Annotated in this window: 19 protein-coding genes and 1 tRNA gene; 7 read left to right on the forward strand and 13 right to left on the reverse strand. The window is 68.3% G+C overall.

The features are described from left to right. The first annotated feature begins 388 nt into the window (after positions 1-388). Positions 389-853, forward strand: a complete 465-nt coding sequence (locus GQ57_RS17030) for a rhodanese-like domain-containing protein (protein WP_031399497.1) — start codon at positions 389-391, stop codon at positions 851-853. Positions 854-976: 123 nt separating this feature from the next. Here GQ57_RS17030 and GQ57_RS17035 read toward each other — a convergent pair whose 3' ends face one another. From GQ57_RS17035 to hrpA, 5 genes are all read right to left on the reverse strand, one after another. Then, positions 977-1,792 (reverse strand): competence/damage-inducible protein A, encoded by an 816-nt coding sequence (locus GQ57_RS17035; RefSeq protein WP_034198485.1) that lies wholly within the window; start codon positions 1,790-1,792, stop codon positions 977-979. Then, positions 1,789-2,616 carry an EI24 domain-containing protein gene (locus GQ57_RS17040; RefSeq protein WP_031399499.1) on the reverse strand — a complete coding sequence of 276 codons (828 nt, stop codon included), beginning with the start codon at positions 2,614-2,616 and terminating at the stop codon, positions 1,789-1,791. The genes GQ57_RS17035 and GQ57_RS17040 overlap by 4 nt, the downstream gene beginning before the upstream one ends. 111 nt (positions 2,617-2,727) lie before the next feature. Further along, positions 2,728-3,702 carry a sterol desaturase family protein gene (locus GQ57_RS17045; RefSeq protein ID WP_031399500.1) on the reverse strand — a complete coding sequence of 325 codons (975 nt, stop codon included), beginning with the start codon at positions 3,700-3,702 and terminating at the stop codon, positions 2,728-2,730. 16 nt (positions 3,703-3,718) lie between these two features. Next, complete coding sequence (locus tag GQ57_RS17050) at positions 3,719-4,708, reverse strand: YVTN family beta-propeller repeat protein (protein WP_031399501.1); 990 nt, start codon at positions 4,706-4,708, stop codon at positions 3,719-3,721. Positions 4,709-4,853: 145 nt separating this feature from the next. Then, positions 4,854-9,065 (reverse strand): ATP-dependent RNA helicase HrpA, encoded by a 4,212-nt coding sequence (hrpA, locus tag GQ57_RS17055; protein ID WP_034198486.1) that lies wholly within the window; start codon positions 9,063-9,065, stop codon positions 4,854-4,856. A gap of 23 nt (positions 9,066-9,088) precedes the next feature. On the opposite strand from hrpA, the gene argA reads away from it, so the two are divergent. Together argA and GQ57_RS17065 are read left to right on the forward strand one after the other, a co-directional pair. Next, a complete protein-coding gene (gene argA, locus GQ57_RS17060) occupies positions 9,089-10,468 on the forward strand; it encodes an amino-acid N-acetyltransferase (RefSeq protein ID WP_031399503.1) in 1,380 nt (459 codons plus the stop codon). Between the two features lie 50 nt (positions 10,469-10,518). Beyond that, entirely contained in the window at positions 10,519-10,794 is a 276-nt protein-coding gene (locus tag GQ57_RS17065) for an oxidative damage protection protein (RefSeq protein ID WP_006478357.1), read from the forward strand. Positions 10,795-10,934: 140 nt separating this feature from the next. Here GQ57_RS17065 and GQ57_RS17070 read toward each other — a convergent pair whose 3' ends face one another. The 3 genes from GQ57_RS17070 to GQ57_RS17080 form a co-directional block, all read right to left on the reverse strand. Beyond that, positions 10,935-12,347: an MFS transporter gene (locus GQ57_RS17070; RefSeq protein ID WP_031399504.1), complete on the reverse strand. Its 1,413-nt coding sequence runs from the start codon at positions 12,345-12,347 to the stop codon at positions 10,935-10,937. Positions 12,348-12,435: 88 nt separating this feature from the next. Continuing rightward, positions 12,436-13,632 carry a CaiB/BaiF CoA transferase family protein gene (locus GQ57_RS17075; protein WP_034198487.1) on the reverse strand — a complete coding sequence of 399 codons (1,197 nt, stop codon included), beginning with the start codon at positions 13,630-13,632 and terminating at the stop codon, positions 12,436-12,438. Then, on the reverse strand, positions 13,629-15,380 hold the full coding sequence (locus tag GQ57_RS17080) for an acyl-CoA dehydrogenase family protein (RefSeq protein ID WP_031399506.1): 1,752 nt from the start codon (positions 15,378-15,380) through the stop codon (positions 13,629-13,631). Before GQ57_RS17080 ends, GQ57_RS17075 begins: the two co-directional genes overlap by 4 nt. A 208-nt stretch (positions 15,381-15,588) precedes the next feature. Between GQ57_RS17080 and GQ57_RS17085 the strand changes: the two genes are divergently transcribed. Next, positions 15,589-16,491, forward strand: a complete 903-nt coding sequence (locus tag GQ57_RS17085) for a LysR family transcriptional regulator (protein ID WP_034198488.1) — start codon at positions 15,589-15,591, stop codon at positions 16,489-16,491. Between the two features lie 10 nt (positions 16,492-16,501). Here the strand turns inward: GQ57_RS17085 and GQ57_RS17090 are convergent, their stop codons facing one another. The 4 genes from GQ57_RS17090 to GQ57_RS17105 form a co-directional block, all read right to left on the reverse strand. Further along, positions 16,502-17,920: an amino acid permease gene (locus GQ57_RS17090; RefSeq protein WP_031399508.1), complete on the reverse strand. Its 1,419-nt coding sequence runs from the start codon at positions 17,918-17,920 to the stop codon at positions 16,502-16,504. Positions 17,921-18,012: 92 nt separating this feature from the next. Further along, positions 18,013-19,074: a porin gene (locus GQ57_RS17095; protein WP_034198495.1), complete on the reverse strand. Its 1,062-nt coding sequence runs from the start codon at positions 19,072-19,074 to the stop codon at positions 18,013-18,015. Between the two features lie 90 nt (positions 19,075-19,164). Beyond that, positions 19,165-19,551 (reverse strand): RidA family protein, encoded by a 387-nt coding sequence (locus GQ57_RS17100; RefSeq protein ID WP_034198496.1) that lies wholly within the window; start codon positions 19,549-19,551, stop codon positions 19,165-19,167. A gap of 40 nt (positions 19,552-19,591) precedes the next feature. Next, positions 19,592-20,803, reverse strand: coding sequence for an amino acid aminotransferase (locus GQ57_RS17105; RefSeq protein ID WP_034198489.1), 1,212 nt, complete (start codon positions 20,801-20,803; stop codon positions 19,592-19,594). Between the two features lie 180 nt (positions 20,804-20,983). Here GQ57_RS17105 and GQ57_RS17110 point away from each other — a divergent pair, with 180 nt between their 5' ends. From GQ57_RS17110 to cysC, 3 genes are all read left to right on the forward strand, one after another. Next, a complete protein-coding gene (locus GQ57_RS17110; protein ID WP_031399512.1) occupies positions 20,984-21,466 on the forward strand; it encodes an Lrp/AsnC family transcriptional regulator in 483 nt (160 codons plus the stop codon). Positions 21,467-21,548: 82 nt separating this feature from the next. Next, positions 21,549-21,623: transfer RNA gene (locus GQ57_RS17115), tRNA-Val, on the forward strand. 564 nt (positions 21,624-22,187) lie between these two features. Further along, the gene (cysC, locus tag GQ57_RS17120) at positions 22,188-22,730 is read left to right on the forward strand and encodes an adenylyl-sulfate kinase (RefSeq protein WP_034198490.1); all 543 of its coding nucleotides are present in this window, start codon (positions 22,188-22,190) and stop codon (positions 22,728-22,730) included. A 205-nt stretch (positions 22,731-22,935) separates the two neighbouring features. Here the strand turns inward: cysC and GQ57_RS17125 are convergent, their stop codons facing one another. Further along, the gene (locus tag GQ57_RS17125) at positions 22,936-24,372 is read right to left on the reverse strand and encodes an aspartate aminotransferase family protein (protein ID WP_031399514.1); all 1,437 of its coding nucleotides are present in this window, start codon (positions 24,370-24,372) and stop codon (positions 22,936-22,938) included. Between the last annotated feature and the right edge of the window lie 106 nt (positions 24,373-24,478).

A 24,478-nucleotide genomic window follows, 5' to 3' on the forward strand; every position in this document is an offset into this window, starting at 1 on the left:
GAACAATTCCGGCGGACTGGGAACCGCCTCGTTTATCGAGCTGACCGGGGTCTTGCTTTGGCGCAGCACGCCCCGATTCGACCGAATCCTATAAAGCAGCTTCCGTGCCACCCGTACGAAAAATGGGCGCGAATCGCGCCGGCGCTCGCCGCGACGGGGCTGTACTGCGCAATTCCGGGGCCCGACGCCGCACCGGCCGCCAAACGCAGGCACCGCAATGGTGCGATCGCCGCGATGCGCCGCGCCGACCGGATCATTCTGGTGCATCCGCGTCATTCTGCACTGTTTTGGTGAACGCGTGGGCGGCGCGTGCACCGTACCGCATGCGGGCATCCGTGCCGCGACGCCGCGCTAGAATGGTCGTTTGACCAACAGGAGACTCTCCGCCATGAGTACGCTCGACCAGCTTTACGCAAAGGCCGACGAACGCCGCGCCCAGGGCGCGCTCAACTACGCCGGCGCGCTGCTGCCGGCCGAAGCCTTCGAACTGCTGCAGCTCGACCCGGCGGCGCGCCTCGTCGACGTGCGCACCCGCGCCGAACTCGACTGGATCGGCCGCCCGCTCATCGGCGACGGCCAGTACCTGCACCTCGAATGGACGCGCTACCCGGGCGGCGTGCCGAACGCCGAATTCGTCAACGAACTGAAGGCGGCCCTCCCGGCCGGTACGCCCATCCTGTTCCTGTGTCGCAGCGCCGCACGCTCGAAGCTCGCCGCGGTCGCCGCCGCGCAGGCCGGCTTCACCAGGGCGTTCGACCTGCTCGAAGGCTTCGAGGGCGCCAAGGACGCCGAAGGCCACCGCAAGACGGTCGAAGGCTGGTGCTTCCGGAAACTGCCGTGGATCGGCGCCTGACGGCCTGACGACACGCCACGCACTCCGGCTGCGACGATCCCATCGTCGAGCCGGGCGATGACATGCCGATGACGGGCCGCGTTGCACGGCCCGCGGCCTCGGTACGGCCGGATCGGGAGCCGCTCAGGCGCGCGGCGTCTCGGGCTCGACGACGTCCCCGCCGAGCAGATGCACACCCTCGCGCAGTTTCACGTACGCGGCCGCGACGGCCTCCGGCTCGCCCTTCACGCCCAGGTCGATGTGACGGCGCGCGTAGATCCCGCCGCGCTCCGCATCGCCCACGCTCGGCAGGCTGAACACGCGCACGCCCGGAAAATCGCGCTCGATGCGCTCCATCAGCGGCGTGAGGGTCGATTCGGGCAGCTCGAACACCAGCAGCGAGCGCTCCGCGTGCGGCGTCGCATGGTGCAGATGCGCATACTTCGTGTCGAGCACCCATTCGATCATCGGCCACGCCATGACCGGGAAACCCGGCACGAAGTGCAGGTCGCCGACCGAGAAGCCGGGAATCCGGTTGTAGCCGTTCGGGATGATCGTCGCGCCCGCCGGGAACACGCCCATGTTGAAGCGGTGCTGGTTCTCCGGCGCATCGAAGTCGACCGGCGCGGCCGGATCGGCGTGCGTTTCGCGGATCCGCTCCGCGATCAGCACCTTCGCCTCCGGATGCAGTTCGAGCGGCAGGCCGAGCGCGGCGGCCGCGCACTGGCGCGTGTGGTCGTCCGGCGTCGCGCCGATCCCGCCCGTCGAGAACACGATGTCGCCCGACGCGATCGCGCGCGAGAGCGTCGCCGTGATGCGCGCCGGATCGTCGCCGACGTATTCGGCCCAGTCGAGCGCGAGGCCGCGCGCGCCGAGCAGCTCGACGACCTTCGCCAGATGCTTGTCCTGCCGGCGGCCCGAAAGGATTTCGTCGCCGATGATGATGATGCCGATGCTCATGCCTGCCCCATGTCGATTGCGGTGGCGCGCGTGCTTGCGCGCAGGTCCTCCAGCGCACGCAGGCAATAGTGCCCGAACCACAGCGCCGAGAAGACGAGAATGAAAGCGTAAACCCAGATCATGGCCGCCGCGACGAACGGAAACAGCACCATCGTCCAGACCGACGACACCCACACGAAGGTCGGCACGGTGCCGAGCAGCCCGGTCGCGATGCCGATGCCGATCAGCGGCCAGCGGCGCTGCCGCACCAGGGCGCGGCGCTCGTCGCGGCTCGCGTGCAGCGCGAGCGCATCGTAGGTCATCACGCGGTACGTGAGCCAGCCCCAGATGACCGGCGGCAGCAGCGCGAAGAACGGCGGAATCAGCCACAGCGGGATCGTCACGACCAGCACGACGACGCCGGCCAGCGCCGCCCACAGCGAATTGGCAACGCTGCCGACGAAGGTGCCGCCCCGCTTCGGCTCGAGCGCCGCGAACTGCCGGTTCGACAGGTGCTTGATCACGACCGGCATCGACAGCGTCGCGATCAGCAGCAGCACGGTCAGCACGATCAGCGGAATCGCCAGCGACACGACCACGAACGGCGCGACGACCGCATGCAGTTGCGACATGCCGATCGCGTCGAAGGCGCGATACAGCGCGGCCGTCAGCACGAAGCCGTCGAGCGCGCCGCGCGCCGCGTCGATCAGCGTCTGCCACGAGAACCACAGCAAGACGCCCCACAGCACGGCCGAGACGAGGAACGGCATCAGGGTGAGCCAGAGCATGCGCGGATGCAATGCACTCGCCAGTGCCCGGACGAAGGAACGCAGCAGGTCGTTCATGCGAGCCTGTATCGACGGAGAAAAACGGGGAAAGGATAAACCACGCGGCCCGCATGCGCCAAAGCGCATGCGGGCCGCGTCAGGGAGCCGCTCAACGGGAGGATGGCCGGGTCAGACCGACGCCGCGCCGCGCTTCGCGGGGAACAGGCGCCGGAAGATCCGCACGAACGCGAGGCCGTGCTGCGACCAGAAGCCTTCGCCGTAGGACACGCCTTCGACCTGATCGCGGATGCCGGTCGGCTCGATCGTGCGGTTCCACGACGCGGTGCCGAACATCATGTCCCACCACGGAAACAGCACGCCGAAATTGCAGCCGTACTTGGTGCCTTCGTGACCGTAGCCGACCGCATGGTGGCGCCGGTGGAAGATCGGGCTGACGAGCACGCGCTCGCCGAGCCAGCCGTACGACAGTTGCGCATTCGTATGCTGGATGCTCTGCAGGAAGTTGGTGACCGCGGTCAGCACGACGAACTGCGACGGCGACACGCCGATCACGAGCGCGATCGCCGCGAAGAAGCCGGCCTGGATCACGTCGTCGAGCAGGTGGTTGCGGTCGTCGCACCACAGCGACATCTGGCGCTGGCTGTGGTGCACGGCGTGCAGTTCCCACCAGATGCCGATCTTGTGCTGCCAGCGGTGATACCAGTAGCCCGCGAAATCGAGCACGACGAGATAGATCGCGAACGTGACGATCGGCTGCGACGTGACGCCCGGCCACAGGTAGTCGAGGTTGAGGTTCGCGACCCCGTACAGGCGCAGCCACGCCTGGAAGTTGTCGAACAGCGGCTGGAACGCGAAGAAGAACAGCAGCGAGAAGATCCCGAGCTTCGAGATCGCCGTGTAGATCACGTCGACCCGCACGGCCTTGCGGTCCTTCCAGTCCTCGACGGGCCGCAGCGCCTCGAGCGGACGCAGCAGCACGAACATCACGACCATCTGCAACGCGCCGATCACGACCCAGTACAGCGCGTCGTAGGTGTCCTCGTCGTAGTCCATCATGTCGAACTTGAAGAGGAGCGGCTGCACGATGTCGACGTACAGCCAGGTCTGGATGTTCGACACGAAGGTATCGATCAGGTGAAGCATCGGGCGCCTCCGTGCGTTACGCGCCGTTCGCCGCGCGCCACGGCGCGCGATCGAAGAAATAGATGCCGTGCGGCGAGCGGCCGACGGCAATCGTCTGCACCAGCTTGCGCGACGCGAGATCGATGATCCCGACCTTCTTCGCGAAACGGAACGTCACCCACAGCGTCTTCTTGTCGGCCGACAGCTCCATGTCGTCCGGGCCCGGCAGCAGGCCGGTGATGTCGCCGACGTTGGTGAGCGTGTTCTCGTCGATGATGCTGATCGTGTTCGCAACCCGGTTCGTCACCGCGACGTGGGTGCCGTCGGCGAGCGAGCGGAAGTTGTGTGCGCCCTTGCCCGTGACGATCTGCTTGACGACCTTCTGGTTGCGCCAGTCGACCACCGCGACATAATCCGAGCCCGTCATCCCGACGAGCAGGTACTTGTCGTCCGGCGTGAGCCACAGGCCGGCCGGCACCTTGCCGACCTTCATCTTCCACTTGACCGTCTGCGTCGCCAGGTCGATCGCCGCGATCTCGCCGGAGACCTGCAGCGACACGAGCACCGTCTTGCTGTCCTTCGTGAATGCGAGGTGGCTCGGCATCACTTCCAGCGGCACGCGCTTCGCGAGATGCAGGTCGCGGCCGTCGTAGCTGTAGATGTCGACGCGGTCGAGGCGCAGGCCGGCCGCCGCGAACCACTTGCGGTCGGGCGAGAAGCCGAGCTGGTAGGGATCGTCGATCCCTTCGACGGTGCGCTGCAGCTTGCCCGTCTTCGGATCGAGGAACATCAGGCTGTTCGAGACCGAATTTGCAACGATCAGCGACGAATTGTCGGGCGTCACCATCAGGTGGTGCGGTTCCTTGCCGGTCGGCATCGTGCCGACGACCTCGCGGGTCTGCTGGTCGATCAGGGAAAGCGTCGCTTCGGCCGAATTCAGGACGATCACGTTATTCGCGTGGGCGGCGGGCGCCAGCACGGCGGCGGCCAGCGCGAGCGTGCGGCCGAGGGAAAGAAAAGTGCGCATGAAGACTCACGTCGTGGAACAACCGTCATTGTAAAACGTTCAACCGGCCCCGCCGGTTGACGCAAGCCGACCTTGCGCCACTTGGACGCACGGCGCGGCCGGCCGGGACCGGCCGCCGGCGCCGGGCCGGGAAACCGCTGCCGCACTAGCGCTGCATCGACTCCCAGACCTTGTGCAGACGCTTGACAGAGACCGGCATCGGCGTGCGCAGTTCCTGCGCGAACAGCGAAATCCGCAACTCCTCGAGCAGCCAGCGGAATTCCGCGAGCCGCGAGTCGGCGACGCCGCCGCGCTGCGACACCGCGCGCTGGTACTGCTGGGCCAGCGGCAGCAGGTCGGCCGACTGCTTCGCGTCGCGCGCCGGATCGGCCTTCAGCTTGTCGATCCGCAGCGCGATGCCCTTCAGGTAGCGCGGAAAGTGCGCCAGTTGCGCGTAAGGGGTGTCGATCACGAAGCGCTTGCCGACCAGCGCGCCGAGCTGCTGCTGCAGATCCGCGTGCGCCTGCGCGAACGGCTTCGCCTGCGCGAGCTTCTTCGCGAGCCCCGCGTACTCGGCCAGGATCTGCCCGACCAGCCGCGCGATTTCCTGCGCGAGCAGGTTCAGGCGGCTGCGGCCCTCGTCGCGGCGCGCGTGGAAGCTCGCGTCGTCGTCGGGCAGCGGGTCCTGCAGGCACGCGCGGTCGAGCGCCGTGTCGATCAGCTGGTCGCGCAGCTCGTCCTGCGTGCCGAGCGACATGTACTGCATCGCCATCTCGCGCAAGCCCGGCAGGTTCTTCTCGAGGAACTTGATCGGCTCCTTCAGCTGCAGCGCGAACAACCGCCGCAGGCCGGCCCGGTGGATGCGCGCGGCTTCCTCCGGCGAATCGAACACCTCGACGTCGCAATGCGTGCCGCGATCGACGAGCGCCGGATAGCCGTACAACGTCTGCCCGCGCCGGCGGATCTCCAGCAGCTCGGGCAGCTTGCCGAAATTCCAGGTCGTCAGGTTCTCGTACAGCGCGGTCGCGCCGGCTTCCGCCGGGGCGGCCGTCTGCGGCGCCGCGCCCTTGCCCGATTTCGCGCCGCGACCAGCGGCAACGGGCGCGGCAGGCGCCGCCGGCGCCTGGCCGACGGCCTGACCGGGATCGGCGTCGCCGCCGACCGCGATCGTCGACGCGGCCGCGATCTTCTGGAACTGCTGCTGTGCCTGCGCGCCCAGCTCCTGGCGAAGCTGCGCGAGGTTGCGCCCCATCGCGAGCTGGCGACCGTGCTCGTCGATCACCTTGAAATTCATGAACAGGTGCGCGGGCAGCGTCTCGAGCTTGAAGTCGGCCGTTTTCATCGCGACCTGCGTCTCGCCGCGCACGTCGGCGATCAGCGCCTCGACGAGCCCGCCCGCGCCGAAACGCTCGCGGCCCATCCGCTCGACGAAGCCGGCCGCGTACTCGGGCAGCGGCACGCAATGGCGGCGCAGCTTCTGCGGCAGCGACTTCAGCAGCAACTGCACCTTTTCCTTCAGCATCCCCGGCACGAGCCACTCGCAACGGCGCGCGTCGACCTGGTTCAGCGCATAGAGCGGCACCGCGAGCGTCACGCCGTCGCGCGGCGTGCCGGGCTCGAAGTGATACGTCAGCGCCATCTCGACGCCGGCCATCGTCGCGCGCTTCGGGAACAGCTCGGTCGTCACGCCGGCCGCCTCGTGGCGCATCAGGTCGTCGCGCGACAGGTACAGCAGCCGCGACTTGTCCTCGGACTGGCCGCCCTTCTTCACCTCGTCGCGATACCAGCGCTCGAACGCGGCGCCCGTGTGGATCCCCTCGGGAATCGCGTGGTCGTAGAACGCGTAGATCAGCTCGTCGTCGACCAGCACGTCCTGCCGGCGCGACTTGTGCTCGAGCTGCTCGATGTCGGCGAGCAGCTTGCGGTTGTGCGCGAAGAACGCGAGCTTCGTATCGAATTCGCCGTCGACGAGCGCGCCGCGGATGAACAGCTCGCGCGCACGCGCCGGGTCCTGCCTGCCGAACGCGACCCGCCGGCGGTGATAGATCGGCAGCCCGTACAGCGTCGCGCGCTCGTACGCGCTGACCTGCGCCGGGCGCTTTTCCCAGTGCGGCTCCGACAGCGATTTCTTCAGCAGGTGCGCACCGATCTTCTCGACCCATTCGGGTTCGATCTTCGCGAGGCAGCGCGCGTACAGCCGGCTCGTCTCGACGAGCTCGGCCGCCATCACCCAGCGGCCGGCCTTCTTGGCGAGCACCGAGCCCGGCCACAGGTAGAACTTGATCCCGCGCGCGCCGAGATAGTGCGGATCGTCGTCGGCCTTCAGGCCGAGGTTGCCGAGCAGGCCCGTCAACAGGGCCAGATGGACCTGCTCGTAGGTCGCCTCGACTTCGTTGAGCCGCCAGCCGTGCTCGCGCACCACCGTCAGCAGTTGCGAATGCACGTCGCGCCATTCGCGCAGCCGCAGGTGCGACAGGAAATTCTGCCGGCACGCGTCGACCAGCTGGCGATTCGACTTCTTGTGCGCGACCGCCTCCTCGAACCATGCCCAGATCTTCAGCCACTGCAGGAATTCCGAGCGCTCGTCGGCAAACCGGCGGTGCGCCTGGTCGGCCTGTTCCTGCGCTTCGACCGGACGGTCGCGCGGGTCCTGCACGGACAGCGCGCTCGCGATGATCAGCACCTCGCGCAGCGACTGCTGGTCACGCGCGGCGAGGATCATCCGGCCGACGCGCGGGTCGAGCGGCAGTCGCGCGAGTTCACGGCCGAGCGGCGTCAGCGCATTGTCGTCGTCGACCGCGCCGAGTTCGTTGAGCAGCTGGTAGCCGTCCGCGATCGCGCGGCCCGGCGGCGGTTCGAGGAACGGAAACGATTCGATCGCCGTCAGGTGCAGCGACTTCATCCGCAGGATCACCGACGCGAGCGACGAGCGCAGGATTTCCGGATCGGTGAAGCGCGCGCGCGCCTGGTAGTCGCTTTCCTCGTACAAGCGGATGCAGACGCCGTCGGCCACGCGGCCGCACCGGCCCGCGCGCTGGTTCGCCGCCGCCTGCGAGATCGACTCGACCTGCAGTTGCTCGACCTTGTTCCGGTACGAATAGCGCTTCACGCGCGCGAGCCCGGTATCGACGACGTAGCGGATGCCCGGCACCGTCAGCGACGTCTCGGCCACGTTGGTCGCGAGCACGATCCGGCGCGCGTTCGACGCCTTGAATACCTTGTCCTGATCGGTCGCGGAGAGCCGCGCGAACAGCGGCAGGATCTCGGTGTGCGGCGGGTGGTGCTTGCGCAGCGCCTCGGCCGCCTCGCGGATCTCGCGCTCGCCGGGCAGGAACACCAGCACGTCGCCGGAGCCTTCGCGACACAGCTCGTCGACCGCGTCGACGATTGCGTCCATCAGGTCGCGCTCGGCTTCGCGGGCGGTCTTCACCCGATCGCGGCCGGCCGTGCCTTCGGCATGCTTCACGGCCGGACGATCTTCCGCCACCGGGCGGTAGCGCATCTCGACCGGATACAGCCGCCCGCTCACCTCGATCACGGGCGCCGGACGCTCGTCGGTGCCGAAATGGCGCGCGAAACGATCGGCGTCGATCGTCGCGGACGTGACGATCAGCTTCAGGTCCGGCCGCCGCGGCAGGATTTCCTTCAGGTAGCCGAGCAGGAAGTCGATGTTCAGGCTGCGCTCGTGCGCCTCGTCGATGATCAGCGTGTCGTACGCCTTCAGCAGCGGATCGGTCTGCGTCTCGGCGAGCAGGATGCCGTCCGTCATCAGCTTCACGGACGCGCCCGGCGCGAGGTTGTCGGTAAAGCGCACCTTGTAGCCGACCACTTCGCCGAACGGCGTGCCGAGCTCCTCGGCGATCCGGCGGCCGGTGGACGACGCGGCGAGGCGGCGCGGCTGCGTATGGCCGATCAGGCCCGTCCCGCCGGCGCCGAGGCCGCGACCGAGGTCGAGACAGATCTTCGGCAACTGCGTGGTCTTGCCCGAGCCGGTTTCGCCGCAGACGATGACAACCTGATGACCGGCGATCGCGCGCGCGATTTCGTCGCGCTTGCCCGACACGGGCAGGCTTTCGGGGTACGTGATAGGCGGAACGGGGTTCGGCGGCGCGCCCCTCGACGCGGCGGCGCGCGGCGCGCGCTCGCGGCGCGGCGGCGGCGCATCCGTTGCACGGGGTGCTTCCTGCGCGGCCGGCTGGCGCGGATCGCCGCGCCGCTCGGCGCCGCGCGGCGCGTGCGTGCGCTCGCCCGCCTGCCGCTCCTGCTGCTGGCGCGGCGGCTGGCCCTGCTGCTGGCGCGCATCGGCCGCACCATCCGGGTGCCGGGCCGACGGCGCTTTGGCCCGCGTCGGCGCGGGACTTTTAGGTACATTCGACATGGGGGCGCATTATAATCCCGCCCATGAATTCCCAAACCGACCTCCCCCCCGCCCAGACCGGCGCCGCGACGCCGCCGGCCACCGACGATTCGGCCGCCAGTCACGCGCAGTTCGTCGACTGGATGCGCTCCGTCGCGCCCTATATCCACAAGTTCCGCAACAGCACGTTCGTCGTGGGGTTCGGCGGCGAGGTGGTGCAGCAGGGGCTGCTGAACGCGCTCGTGTCCGACATCGCGCTGCTGCAGGCGATGGGCATCCAGATAGTGCTGGTGCACGGCTCGCGCCCGCAGGTCGAGGAGCAGTTGAGCCTGCACGGCGTCGAATCGGAGTTTTCGCACGGCCTGCGGATCACCGATGCGCGCGCGCTCGAATCCGCGAAGGAAGCGGCCGGCGAAGTGCGCCTCGACATCGAGGCCGCGATCAGCCAGGGGCTGCCGAACTCGCCGATGGCGCACGCGCACATCAGCGTCGTGTCGGGCAACTTCGTGACCGCGCGGCCGGTGGGGATTCTCGACGGGGTCGATTTCGCGCATACGGGCATCGTGCGCAAGATCGACGCCGAATCGATCCGTCATTCGCTCGCGAGCCGCAAGCTCGTGTTGCTGTCGCCGCTCGGCTTCTCGCCCACCGGCGAAGCGTTCAACCTGTCGATGGAGGACGTCGCCTCGGCCGCCGCGATCGCGCTGCGCGCCGACAAGATCGTGTTCCTGACCGAAGGCCCCGGCATCGTCGACGACGAAGGCGAGCTGATTCGCGAAATGTCGCTCGACGCGGCGGCCGAGCTGCTCGATTCGGGCAACATCCAGGGCGACGACGCGTTCTTCCTGAAGCATTCGATCCGCGCGTGCCGCGGCGGCGTGACGCGTGCGCACCTGATCCCGCAGTCGCTGGACGGCAGCATGCTGCTCGAACTGTTCCTGCACGACGGCGTCGGCACGATGATCTCGTACGAGAACCTCGAAAGCCTGCGCGAGGCGACGCCGGACGACGTCGGCGGCATCCTGTCGCTGATCGAGCCGCTCGAGACGGACGGCACGCTGGTGCGGCGCGGCCGCCACCAGATCGAGCGCGACATCGACCACTTCTCGGTGATCGAGCACGATGGCGTGCTGTTCGGCTGCGCGGCGCTGTATCCGTACCAGCAGGAGAAGATCGGCGAGATGGCGTGCCTGACGGTCGCGCCGGAAGCGCAGGGCTCGGGCGACGGCGAACGCCTGCTCAAGCGCATCGAGCAGCGCGCCCGCGCGCGCGGCCTCACGCACATCTTCGTGCTGACGACGCGCACCGAGCACTGGTTCCTCAAGCGCGGCTTCGTCAAGGTCAGCGTCGACGACCTGCCGGAAGACCGCCGCAAACTCTATAACTGGCAGCGCAAGTCGCTCGTGCTGATGAAGCAGCTCTGAGCGCAGGCACGACTGCCCTCCCCCCAGACCGATTACAGGAGAAGTACACGATGGCTCGAATGATCCAATGCGCGAAGCTCGGCAAGGAAGCCGAAGGCCTCGATTTCCCGCCGCTGCCGGGCGAACTCGGCAAGCGCATTTACGAGAGCGTCTCGAAGGAAGCGTGGCAGGGCTGGCTCAAGCAGCAGACGATGCTGATCAACGAAAACCGCCTGAACATGGCCGACCCGCGTGCGCGCCAGTACCTGATGAAGCAGACCGAGAAGTACTTCTTCGGCGACGGCGCCGACCAGGCGTCGGGCTACGTGCCGCCGACGGAAGGCTGAAGACGCGATGCGCGTGGGCCGGCCGAGCGCCGGCCCGCGCGCCGGAACGGAACGGCGCCGTGCGATCGCACGGCGCCGTTCTGCTTTTGGGGCGCCTGCCTGGCGTGCGCCACGGCTGCCCCGCCGACGATCCGCGCCGCTCAGCCGGCCGGTTTCAGCGCACCGCCGTTGCCCGGCTGCTGCGTGCCGCCGCCCGGATCGTCGGCGCCCGCGCCGTCGGTACCCCATTCGGCCGCGTCGCTGCGTTCGGCCGTCGACAGCTCGTCCGCGCGATACCCGGTGCGATTCAGCAGCGCCAGCATGCACAGAAGCGACACGAGCGCGTAGAGCCCCGAGGCGACCGCGACGCCGACGATGCTGCCGGTCGCGTTCAGGATCGCCTGCGCGAGCACGGGCGTGCCGCCGCCGACGACGAGCGCACTCAGCTGGTAGGCGAGCGACAGGCCCGTATAGCGGATGTTGGCCGGAAACACGCGTGCGAGCACGCCGCCGACCGCGCCGTAGAACATCGCGGACGGAATCGTCGAGATGCACATGCCCGCGACGGCGACCCAGTACGACCGCGTCGCAAGCGCATGGAACATCACGGGCATCAGCACGATCTCCGGAATCAGGATCCAGCCCATCGCGCGGCGCATGTCGACCTTCGACACGAACCACGCGCCGACCGGCTGCATCAGGAACTGCACGACGAGCGAGATCGACAGGATGCCGAGAAACGTCCCCTGCGCGTAGCCGAGCTCCTTCGTGGCCCACGACAGCGCGAACGTACTGCGAAAGTACGTGACGTTGATCACCGGCAGCGTGCCGGCCGCGAGCAGCACGACGACCCAGTGATCGCGCACGACGTCGCGCAGCGGCAGCTTCACCGTGCGCTTGCGCGCGAGCACGCGCTGCATGTCGGCCGACTCCTCGAGCTTCAGCCGGATCACCATGCCGATGATCACGAGCACGGCCGACAACAGGAACGGGATGCGCCAGCCCCACATCAGGAACGCGGGCGTCGGCAGCGCGCTCAGCGCGAAGAACGCCGCGGTCGCGAGCAGGTTGCCGGTGGGCGAGCCCTGCTGCGCGAACGCCGCATACAGGATGCTGCGGTGCTTCGGCGCGTTCTCGCTCGCGATCAGCACCGCGCCGCCCCACTCGCCGCCGACCGCGATGCCCTGCAGCACCCGCAGCACGACGAGGCCGGCCGGCGCCCATGCGCCGATCTGCGCATAACCGGGCAGCAGGCCGATGCCGGTGGTCGCGAGGCCCATCATCACCAGCGTGATCACGAGCGCGGTCTTGCGGCCGACGCGATCGCCGAGATGGCCGAACACGATTCCGCCGAGCGGCCGCGCGGCGAAGCCGGCCCAGAACGTGACGAACGCGAGCAGCGTCGCGACGCCGGGGTCCATCCCGCTGGAAAAGAACACCTTGCCGAACACGAGTGCCGCGGCCGTGCCGTAGATGTAGAAGTCGTACCACTCGATCGTGGTGCCGACGAACGCCGCGAAGGCGGCGCGGCCGGGCCGCGGATGCGCGGCGGGCGGGGATGACGGACGGCTCATCGATGTCTCCATGGTTGCGTTCGGGGGCGCGACTGGCGCGCGCCTTTCCCGGGTGGCCGGCATGGCGCCGCCGGCCGGCGGCGTCGGGTCAGTCGGGTGCCGTTTTCAGCACGCCGGCATCGAGCAACTGCTGTTGAAGCGCACGATCGATGCCGAGTCGGTCGAGCACCGCGCGCGTATCGCCGCCGAGCGCGGGCGGCGGCGCACGATAGGTGGCCGGCGTGCGCGACAGCTTCACCGGCGACGCGGTGCCGCGATACGCGCCGATCTCGACGAACAGGTTCCGGTGCAGCGCGTGCGGATCGTGCACGACGTCGGCCACCGTCCGCACCGGCCCGCACGGCACGCCGGCCGCCATCAGGTCGCGCGCAAGCGGCTCGCACGCGTGCGCGGCGAGCCGCGCCTCCAGCTCGGCCTTCAGCTCGGACCGGTGCGCGCAGCGGCTGCGGTTGTCGACGAAGCGCGGATCGCCCGCGAGCGCCGGCGCGCCGAGATGCGCGACCAGCCGCGCGAACTGCCGGTCGTTGCCGACCGCGAGGAAGATCGGCACCGTCGCCGTACGGTAGCTGTCATACGGCGCGATGTTCGGGTGTGCGTTGCCGCTGCGCTCCGGCACACGCCCGGAGCCGAAGAAGTTCGGCAGGTGCGGATGCAGCAGCGACACGCCGCAGTCGTACAGCGCGATGTCGATCGACTGCCCGCGCCCGCTCTTCTCGCGCTCCGCGAGCGCCAGCAGGATGCCGGCGAGCGCGTTGAGCCCGGTGACCATGTCGACGATCGGCAAGCCGATGCGCAGCGCATCGCCGTCGCGCTCGCCGTTGACGCTCATCAGCCCCGCCATCGCCTGGATCACCGCGTCGTAGCCGGGCAGCCCGCCGAGCGGACCGTCGGCGCCGAAGCCCGTCACCGCGCAGTGGATCAGCCACGGGAAGCGCGGCTGCAAGTCGCGTGCATAGTCCATCCCCCAGCGCGCGAGCGTGCCCGGCTTGAAGTTCTCGACGAGCACGTCCGCCTCGTCGAGCAGGTGCCACAGGATTGCGCGCCCTTCGTCGCGCGACAGGTCGAGCGCGAGCCCCTCCTTGTTGCGGTTGACGCCCGCGAAGTACCACGCGGTAGCGCCGAGGAACGGCGGCCCCCAGCCGCGCGTCTCGTCGCCGTCCGGCGGCTCGATCTTGATCACCGTCGCGCCGTGGTCGGCGAGCGCCTGCGTGCAGTACGGGCCGCCGAGCACGCGGCTCAGGTCGACGACCTTCAGGCCGTCCAGTGCACCACGCGAAGCGGTCATCGTGCGACCTCCGGCAGCAGGTCGAGCGCGGTATCGAGCGCGATCGGCGTGCCGCGCAGCAGCGCGTCGCATGCAGCCGATTCGTCGTCGAGCGATGCCGGCGCGAGCGGATCGACCGGCAGCAGCTTGTGGCGCACGATCAGGTGCGCGAGCGCAAGACGCCGGAAATCCGGCGCGAGCCGGACGCCCTCGCATGCCATCAGCACGGCCGCGCTTGCGTAGTACAGCGCGGACGCGGCCTGCCGCACGCGCGCGTCGTCGCCTTCCGACGCGACCCGCGCGAGCGCGTCGCAGGCGCGCGCGAGGATGCGCCGCAGCGCCGCGCGGCTCGCGTCGGGCAGCGGCGCCGCGCCGAGCCGGTCGCCAAGAAACGTACGCAACGCGTCGAGCGCGTGCTCGCGCTGCGCGGCCCGCGCGACGTCGAGCGCGACGATGTTGCTCGTGCCTTCCCAGATCGAGCCGAGATGCGCGTCGCGCACCACGCGCGCGTCGCTCCACTCCTCGATGTAGCCGGTGCCGCCGCGCACTTCCATCGCATCGCCCGTCACGCGACGCGCATCGCGGCATGCGCGGAACTTGATCAGCGGCGTCAGGATCCGCACGCAGCGCGCGGCCTGCTCGTCGCCCGCATCGGCCTGTGGCAGCAGCAGCGCGATCTGCATGAACATCGCGCGCGCCGCCTCGGCCGGCAGCAACATCTTCATCAACTGGCGCTGCATCAGCGGCATCTCGATCAGCTTGCGGCCGAACGCCTCGCGGTGCGTAGCGACGTGCAGCGCCTCGTTCAGCGCGCGCCGCATCAGCCCCGCCGCGCGCACGCCGTTCGACAGCCGCGACATGTTGATCATGTCGGCCATCTGGTGAAAGCCCCGGCCGATCTCGCCGATCAGCCAGGCCTGCGCGCCCTCCAGCGCGATCTCGCCGCTGGCCATCGACCGGCTGCCGAGCTTGTCCTTCAGGCGCACGATCCGGTAGCGGTTGCGCGTGCCGTCGGGCAGCGTCTTCGGCAGCAGGAACAGCGCGAGCCCCTTGATGCCGTCCGGCGCACCGTCCGGCCGCGCGAGCACCATCGCGAGATCGGCATCCGCGTTCGAGCAGAACCACTTGTCGCCGGTGAGACGCCAGAGGGTCTCGCCGTGCGCGCCGGTCTCGCGCACCGCGCGCGTCGCGATACGGCCGACGTCGGAGCCGGCCGCCTGCTCGGTCATGAACATCGCCCCCTGGTACAGCGTGTCGAAGTCGCGCGACGCGAGCATCGGCAGGTAGCGCGCGACCAGCGCCGGATCGCCGAAGCGGCGCAGCGTGCGTGTCAGCGAATCGGTCATGCTGACCGGACAGCACAGCCCGAACTCCGCCTGCACGAACAGGAACGTCAGCGCGTACTTGACGAGCGGCGGGACCGATTCGGCTCCGTGGCTCAGCGACGCGAGCCCGAGCTCGGAATACGCGACGCGTTCGAGCGCGACGTAGGCCGGGTCCTTGTCGATCCGCTGCACGGCCTCGCCGCGCCGGTTGCGGTGTTCGAGCACCGGCGGGTGCTTGTCCGCGCGCGACGCCCATTCGTCGAGCTCGCCGGACACGCGTGCGCCGAGCGCGCGCAACCGCGGCTCGAGTCCGGCGTAGTGCGCATCGCCGAGATGCAGCTTCAGGAGCGCGCCGAAATCGGGATCGGCGGCGAAGAAATCGAGGCCCCGGCTGTCGGGGATGTTGGATGCGCCGGCGTCCGGCGTGCGAGCAGCGTCGTTCATGCGTGTCTCCGTGGCGGACCGGGGCAAGCGTTCCGATGCCGCCCCGCTCCCGTGCTGCGCGGCGGTCAGGCGTCGACCCTTCAACGCCTGCCATGGCCCGCGCCAGTCTCTCCGCAAAGCGTAGGCCTGCGATCGATAAGCGTCCAATACAGGTTTTATCCGGTACGATAGATATCGCTTATCGATGCCGACGCCGGGAGGAGACACCGTGGAACTGAGGCAGTTGCGCTACTTCGTGGCGGTCGCGGAGGAGCTGCATTTCGGGCGCGCGGCGAAGCGCCTGTTCATTTCGCAGCCGGCGCTGAGTTTCGACATCCGCAAGTTCGAGGAGGCGCTCGGTGTGCAGCTCTTCGCGCGCACCAACAAGAGCGTCGCGCTGACCAACGCCGGCGAAGTGCTGCTCGGCGAGGCGCGCCGGCTGCTGCTGCAGGCGGCCGAGGCCGAGCGCCTGACGGTGCGCTCTGCGTCGGGTCTCGCGGGCCGGCTGCGGATCGGCTTCGTGCATTCGATGCTGTATCGCGGGCTGCCCGATGCAGTGCGACGCTTCGAAGCCGATTACCCGGGCGTCGAGGTCGTGCTGAGCGAAATGAACACGCAGGCGCAGGTGCAGGCGATCCAGCGCGGCCAGATCGATCTCGGCTATGCGCACTGGGGCCATTTCCCGCCCGAGGTCGAATCGGCGCCCGTCTATACCGAGCCGTTCGTGTGCTGCCTGCCGGCCCCGCATCCGCTCGCGCGGCGCAGTCAGGTCGCGCTCGCCGCGCTCGCGGCGGAACCGTTCATCCTGTTTCCGCGCGAGGCGGCGCCGCATTATCACGACCTGATCATCGCGCAGTGCGTGAACGCGGGATTCAGCCCGCTGATCCGTCACGAAGCACGGCTGTGGCAGACGATCCTGTCGATGATCGAGTTCGGAATGGGCGTCGCGCTGGTGCCGCGCGTGCTGCAGCAGGTGAAGAGCGACCGGCTCGCGTTCCGGCCGCTGAAGGATGCGTCGCTCGAATCGCGCACGCTCGCGCTGAAGCGCAGCGGCACCGCCGAGCCGGTTGCGCTGCGCTTCGCCGATTACGTGCGCGCATCGATCGACGCGCTGCCCGCGCTCGCGGGCTGAGCGCGTTCCGTTACTTCGCTTCCGGCTGCAGCGCCGGCTGCGCGCGGCGATACCACACCGCATAGACGACCGACAGCGCGGCCAGGAACGGGATGCCGAAGATCAGCGTCATGTGGAATTCCGGCGTGAAGTAGGTGGTCGCCATCACCGCCAGCATCAGGCCCGCGCCGAGCAGCGTCAGCAGCGGAAAGCCGCGCATCCGGAAGGCCGGCGCGGGCAGCCCGAGCGCCGCGCGCCGACGCCGGAAGCAGTAATGCGTGACGAAGATCATCATCCACGTAAACAGCGCGCCGAACATCGACACCGCCATCATGATCGTGAACGACGCGTCCGGATACAGCACGCTCAGCACCGTCGCCAGCGCGATGCCGAGCGTCGACAACATCAGCGCGCCGAGCGGCACGCCGCGCGCATTCACCTCGCCGAGCGCCTTCGGCGCGTGCCCTGCGCGCGACAGGCTGAACATCATCCGCGTCGTGATGTAGAGCTGACTGTTCATCGCCGACAGCGCCGCCACCAGCACGACGAAATTGATCAGCCCGGCCGCGCCCGGCAAGCGGATCGCCTCCATCACCTTGACGAACGGGCTCTCGTCGCGCCCCGCCGCCGTCCACGGCACGATCGCGAGCATCAGCGCCAGCGTGACGAGGTAGAACAGCACGAGCCGCACGATCGTCGAGCGGAACGCGCGCGTCACCGCACGCTCCGGGTCTTCCGCCTCGCCGGCCGCGACCGCGATCATCTCGATGCTCAGGTAGCTGAAGATCGCCACGATCACGGCCACCCAGGTTCCCCATGCGCCCTTCGGAAAGAAGCCGCCGTGATCCGTGTAGTGATGGAAGCCCGCGCGCGCCGCGCCGCCGCCGACCAGATCCGGATTGCCGAACACGACGTACGCGCCGAGCAGGATGAAGCCGACGATCGCCGCGATCTTCACGACCGAGAACCCGTATTCGACCGCGCCGAACACGTCGACGCTGCGCGCGTTGACGAACACGAGCAGCGCCGAGAAGCCGACGATCCACAGCCAGCCCGGCACGCCCGGGAACCAGTACTTCATGTACAGCGCGATCGCGGTGACCTCGGTGCCGACCGCGAGCACGATGCACGCCCAGTACGCATAGCGCACCAGGAATCCGGCCCACGGGCTCACGTAGTGCTCGGCATACGCGCCGAACGACCCGGAGGTCGGGTGCGCGACCGTCATCTCGGCGAGACAGCCCATCAGCAGCAGCGAGATGAACGCCCCGATCGCGTAGCTGACGAGCACGCTCGGCCCCGCGAAGCCGATCGCGAAGCCGCTGCCGAGAAACAGGCCGGTGCCGATCGCGCCGCCGATCGCGATCATCGCCATCTGTCGTGCGGAAAGCGTGCGGCGCAGGCCCTGTTCGCGCGCCGCGATATGCTGGAATTGCCCTTCTGTTTGCATCGAATGACCTCGTTCAGAAACGATTGTCCGGTCGAACCCTCGACGGCGCGCGGACCGGCGCCGGACCGCGCCGGCCACCGCGCGCCGCGTGCTCAGAACATGTGGCGCAGGCCGGCCGCCACGCCCGTCTGGTTGCCGCGCCCCGGCATCTCCGTGAATGCGCCGCCGGTGACGCGGTTGTAGTCGACCGTCGCATACACCTGCGTCGCCTTCGACAACGCGTACTCGGCCTCGATCACGCCCGTGTAGCGCTTGCCGCCGTTGCCCGCGACGCCGTTGACGTCGCGGATGTCGTCGTAGTATGCGGCGCCCGTCACCGACACGGCGGGCGTGAACCGGTAGCTCGCGCCCGTGTAGAAGATCGTATCGCGGCGCGGGTTGTCCGCGAACGACCCGTAGGTCACCTGGCGGCCCGGCGCGTTCAGCAGCGCCTCGTCGAGCACGCCCGAGCGGTCGACGCCGCCGAGATAGCCCGCGTACAGCGTCGCCGCGCCGAACGCATAGCGCGCGCCGGCGCCCCACGCCTGCTGCGCGCGGCTGTTCGCGTCGCGCACCTGCTGATAGGTCGCGCCGACCATCAGCCCGCCCTGCGTGTACGACACGCGCGTGCCCCAGTATGCGTTCGCGCCGACGCTGCCCGCGACGCCGCCGAAGCCGTAGCTCGCGCCGACGTTCAGGCCGCCGAACGCACCGTCGTAGCTGACGACGTTATTCGCGCGGCCCTGCGTGAGGAAGTACGGCCACATGTTCGCCGTGTAGTTGCCGACCGTCAGCGGATCGAGATCGCCGAACAGGTTGAACGCCTCGGTCGCCTGACGGCCGAGCTTCACCGTGCCCCAGTCGCTCGCCAGGCCGACGTACGCGTAGCGGCCGAACAACGCGCCGTCGAGCTGCCCGTTCTGCGGCTCGAAGCCGCTTTCGAGCTGGAAGATCGCCTTCAGCCCGCCGCCGAGCGCCTCGCTGCCCTTCACGCCCCAGCGACTGTTGGTGATCGCGCCGTTGGTCAGTTGCACGCTCGCATCGTTCGATGCGTCCGCATGCGTGGTGTAGCGGATGCTCTGGTCGACGATGCCGTACAGCGTCACGCTGCTCTGCGCCATCGCACCACTCGCGGCGAGCAGGCCCGCCATCGTCGGTAGTACGAATCGATTCATGCTCCTCATGTTCTCCTCCATTCCCGTCATGGGTTGGTGTGGTTGTGGTTGTGTGTACTGCCGCCGCCGCGCGGGCGGCGAATTCTGCCGCTACGCGCGCTCGGCGGGCAGCGCGACGTACGCGACGAGTTCGACGCGCATCGCCGGATGCGCGAAGCCCTGTACGCCCACGCACGTGCGGTTCGGATACGGCGCGCGGAAGTGGCGCCGGTATTCGGCGTCGAAATCGGGCATCGCCTTCACGTCGGACAGATAGACGAGCACCTGCGCGACGTCGTCCATCGTCGCGCCCGCCGCCGCGACGGCCTTCGCGAGATTGTCGAGCGTGATGCGCGCCTGCTCGGTCATCGTGTCGCCGGCGATGGCGCCGGACGCGTCGACCGGCCCGTGACCGGTAAACATCAGCCCGGCCGCGCGGGTTGCCCACGAGAACGGCTGCGCGAGTTGCGGCAAGTCGACCGGAATCGTGTCTGCCATCATGTGCTCCTGTCGGATCGGAACCGGAAGGTCGGGAAAATCACGCGGCCTGCCGCGTCGCGCCGAGCACCTCGGCGATCGCGCTCGCGACGTGGTCGACGTTCGCGTCGCTCAGGCCCGCGATGCACATCCGGCCCGAGCGCAGCAGGTAGACGCCGTGCACAGTGCGCAGGGTATCGACATCGGCAGCGGCGATGCCCGTGTAGCTGAACATCCCGCGCTGCGTGACCAGCGCGTCGAATGCGCGCTCCGGCACGCGCGCGTCGAGCCGCTCCTTCAGCGCGCCGCGCATGCGCTTGATGCGCGCGCGCACCTGGGCGACCTCGTCTTCCCAGCGTGCGCGCAGCACGTCGTCGTTCAGCACCGTCGACACGAGCTGCGCACCGAACAGCGGCGGGCTCGAATAGGTGCGGCGCACGCCGGCCTGCAACTGGCTCAGCACCGTCGCGGCTTCACCCTCGCTCGCGCAGACGATCGACAGCCCGCCTACGCGCTCGCCGTACAGCGAGAAATTCTTCGAGAACGAATTGGAGACGATCGCGGGCAGCCCCGCGTCGACGATCGCGCGCACCGCCCATGCGTCGTCGTCGAGGCCGTCGCCGAAGCCCTGGTACGCCATGTCGAGGAACGGGATCAGCCCGCGCCGCGCGAGCACCTGGATCACCGCGCGCCACGCGTCACGGGTCAGGTCGAGCCCCGTCGGGTTGTGACAGCACGGCTGCAGCAGGACGACGCTGCGGGGCGGCAAGGCGTCGAGCGTCGCGAGCATCGCTTCGACGCGCAGGCCGTTGCGCGCTTCGTCGTAATACGGGTACGTGTGCACGTCGAGGCCGGCCGCCGAGAGGATCACGCGATGGTTGTCCCACGTCGGATCGCTGATCCAGACCGCGCTGTCCGGGAAGTAGCGCTTCACGAATTCCGCGCCGAGCCGGATCGCGCCCGACCCGCCGAGCGTCTGCAGCGTCGCGATGCGCCCTTGCGCGAGCGCCGCGCAGTCCGCACCGAATACGAGACGCTGCACGCCCTGCCGGTACGCGGCCAGCCCCTCCATCGGCAGATAGCCATGCGGCGCGGCGCCTTCGCGCAGCCGCTCGGCCGCGATGCGCGTGCTGTCGAGCACCGGGATCCGGCCCGCGTCGTCGTAATAGAGGCCGATGCTGAGGTTGACCTTGCGTGGATGCGCGTCCTGCTGGAACGCCTGGAACAGCGACAGGATCGGGTCGCCCGGATAGGCGGGAACGTGTGCGTACATGACGGAATGACTGAAGGTTGAAGGCGGCTGCACCGTCCGGCGCCGTGCCGCCGGTACAGTCGAGGTACGGGCAAATGTTAGCGACGACGAAATAGAATGAGCTTCGCTTTTCGATGACGAATCGTTTTGTTTGCAGTAGAGTCTGCGGCTACCATCCGGAAATTGACGGGATTCTGCGAAATGACGCTCGACCGAACCGACATGCGCATCCTCCGGCACCTCGAGCGGGACGGGCGCATCAGCAACCAGGACCTCGCGAATGCAGTCGCGCTGTCACCGTCGGCATGCCTGCGGCGCGTGAAGCTGCTCGAGGAGCGCGGCGCGATTTCGGGGTATCGCTGCACGATCGAGCCGAAGACGGTCGGCGTGGCGTTCGAGGCGCTCGTGCACGTGTCGATGCGGCCCGACGTGCCCGAGTGGCACGACCGGTTCGTCGAGGCGATCCGGCAGTGGCCGGAAGTCATCGCGGCGCAGATCGTGACGGGCGATTCGAACTACGTGCTGACGGTGCGGGCGCGCGATCTCGACCACTACTCCGACTTCGTGATCAACCGGCTGCACCGTGCGACGGGCGTGATGTCGATCAACTCGAGCATCGTGCTCGCGACGCTCAAGCGCGACGGGTCGATCCTCGATCTCGTCGAGCCGTCGACGGCCGGCTGACCGGTTTGTGCGTGCCCCCTGAAAATATTTGCAGAAAGTGCTTTACAGACCCCGAAAGGCCTGACATAATTTCAGCTTCTTTGGGCGGTTAGCTCAGCGGTAGAGCACTGCCTTCACACGGCAGGGGTCACTGGTTCGATCCCAGTACCGCCCACCAAAGAATTCAAGGGCCTGCGTCTCACGACGCAGGCCCTTTTCGTTTTGTACGCGCGAACATTTCAAGGCAGCCCGCATCGGGCAGCCACGCTGTCGTGGCTGCGCCCGAGCCGGGCACCTCCTCTGGCGCGACCGGATATCGTCGTTCTGGCCAACCGGGCCCGGATACTCTCGCCTTGCGCCGCCCGACGCATCGGCTCCCGCTAACGCACGCCTTGCCTGACCACCCACAGCGCGAAATTCACCGAGCCGGGCCATCAGCGATACAAGCCGGACAACTCGTCCACGAGTTCCACAAGATCCCGGTTCTTCGCCAATGAGACACGGCAAGCTGGACGCAATCGACCATTGCGGTGCGCGCACGACATTGGGGCACGTTGCTCATGCCATCATTCATCTTTCAACACGAAAGCAGGACAGTAATTGTTGGTAACTGGTCTGCAACATTTGTGCGCATGCAGATGAATAGAATCAGTACCACCCTACGACGCCCAGCAGAAGCTGGTATCGCGTCCAGGCACGAAACCATGACTTGCGAAGACAAGTTGACGGTGGAGAGAGCCCCATGTCACCAGAGAAGCACAACTACACCCTGTGGCTTACCGGCCTGAGCGGCGCAGGCAAGTCAACCCTCTCGCGCGAAGTTGCCGAGCATCTGCGCGCGCGCAATATTCCGACATGCATCCTTGACGGAGACGAGTTGCGGGCGGGCGTGTCTCCCGATCTCGGCTTCACGCGGGAAGACCGCACCGAGAACTGCCGCCGGACCGCCGAAATCGCGAAACTGCTCAACAGCCAGGGCTTCGTGGTGATCGTCGCGCTGATCTCGCCCTACGAAGCCGACCGGCAGCGGGCACGACAGATCATCGGCGCGGACCGATTCGTCGAGATCTATCTGAAAACCGATATCGCCACTTGCTCCGCCCGCGATCCGAAGCAGCTCTATGCAAAGGCGATCACCGGCCAGACGACGCAATTCACCGGCATCTCGGACCCATACGAAGTACCGGTCGCCCCCGATCTCGTCGTCGAAACGGGAACGATGGATATTGCATCGTCTGCGGCCCTCATCCTGAATTTCGAGCCCCAGCGATTCGCGCACGCGTAGTCCAGCCCCGTCGTCTCCAGGCACCCGGACGACACCGCAGTGCGTGACGGCAACCGGGCCGCCCACAGGTCGGCCCGATTACCGGACGCGCTCCGTACCGTGTGCGCCCCACCCCGTCGCAGGAATCCCTCGTCCGGATCCCGATCGCAACATTCAACGTGCCGCTCGCGCGGCCGCTACGGCGCGAACGCAGCGCGTAGCGCCCTTACCCCACCCGTTGCAGCGTCGCATCGAACGCGCGCTTCGCCTTGTCGACGATCTCGTCGACCTCCGCCTCGCGGATCACGAGCGGCGGCGACAGCAGCATCCGGTCCCCCGTCGCGCGCATGATCAGGTTGCCGTTGAAGCAGAAGTCGCGGCAGATCGTGCCGATATCGACACCCGCGCCGAACCGCTCGCGCCGGCCCCGGTCGCTCGCAAGCTGAACGCCCGCGACCAGCCCCGCTCCCGCAATCTCGCCGACGATCGGATGATCGCCCAACGCGTCTCGCAACCGGCGCTGGAAATACGGCCCGATGCCGGTCTTCACGCGTTCGACGATCCCGTCGTCGCGCAAAAGCTTCAGGTTCGCGACCGCGACGGCCGCCGCCACCGGGTGCCCCGAGTACGTGAGGCCGTGGTTGAATTCGCCGTTGTCGATGATCGGCCGCGCCACGCGCTCGTGGATGCCGACCGCGCCCATCGGCACGTAGCCCGACGTCAGGCCCTTCGCCATCGTGATCAGGTCCGGCTCGAAGCCGAAGTGCTGATGCGCGAACCACTCGCCGGTGCGCCCGAAGCCGCCGATCACCTCGTCGGCGACCAGCAGGATGTCGTACTTGCGGCAGATCCGCTGAATTTCCGGCCAGTACGTCGACGGCGGGAAGATCACGCCGCCCGCGCCCTGGAACGGCTCGCCGATGAACGCCGCGACGTTTTCCGCGCCAAGCTCGAGGATCTTCGCCTCGAGCTGCTGCGCGCGGGCGAGGCCGAACGCTTCCGGCGTGTCGCCCGGCTGCGCTTCGCCGAAGAAGTACGGCTGGTCGATATGCACGATGTGCTCGACCTTCGACGGCATCTGCTCGTGCATGTAGCCCATCCCGCCGAGCGTGCCGCCGGCGATCGTCGAGCCGTGGTAGCCGTTCTTGCGCGAGATCACGAACTTCTTCTGCGGCTGGCCCTGCACGCGCCAGTACTGGTGCACGAGGCGCAGCACGGTGTCGTTGCCTTCCGAGCCGCTGTTGCAGTAGAAGAAGTGGTTGAAGCCGGCGGGCGTGACTTCCGCGAGCAGCGCGGACAGCTCGATCACCGGCGGGTGGGTGGTCTTGAAGAAGGTGTTGTAGAACGGCAGTTCCTGGATCTGGCGATACGCGGCGTCGGCGAGCTCCTTGCGGCCGTAGCCGACGTTCACGCACCACAGGCCGGCCATCCCGTCGATGATCTTGTTGCCTTCCGAGTCCCACAGATAGACGCCGTCGGCCTTCACGATCACGCGGCTGCCGGCGCGATTCAGCGCGCCCATGTCCGAGAACGGGTGAATGTGGTGCGCGGCGTCGAGCGCGCGGTATTCGGCGGTCGAGCGTGCCTGCGTCGCGCGCGGCGCGGCGGCCGGTGCGGTCGGGGCGGCCGGCTGGACCCAGGCCGATTCGTTGCGGTAAGTCATGTTTCCTCCGTGATTCCGTAGTCGGTCGGGTGCACGCTCAGACGTGCAGCAGCAGATGGCGGCGTTCCCACGAGCTGATCACGCGGAAGAACGCTTCGTATTCGGT

The sequence above is a fragment of the Burkholderia sp. MSh2 genome (assembly GCF_000731655.1).
GTDB classification, from domain to species: Bacteria; Pseudomonadota; Gammaproteobacteria; order Burkholderiales; family Burkholderiaceae; genus Burkholderia; species Burkholderia paludis.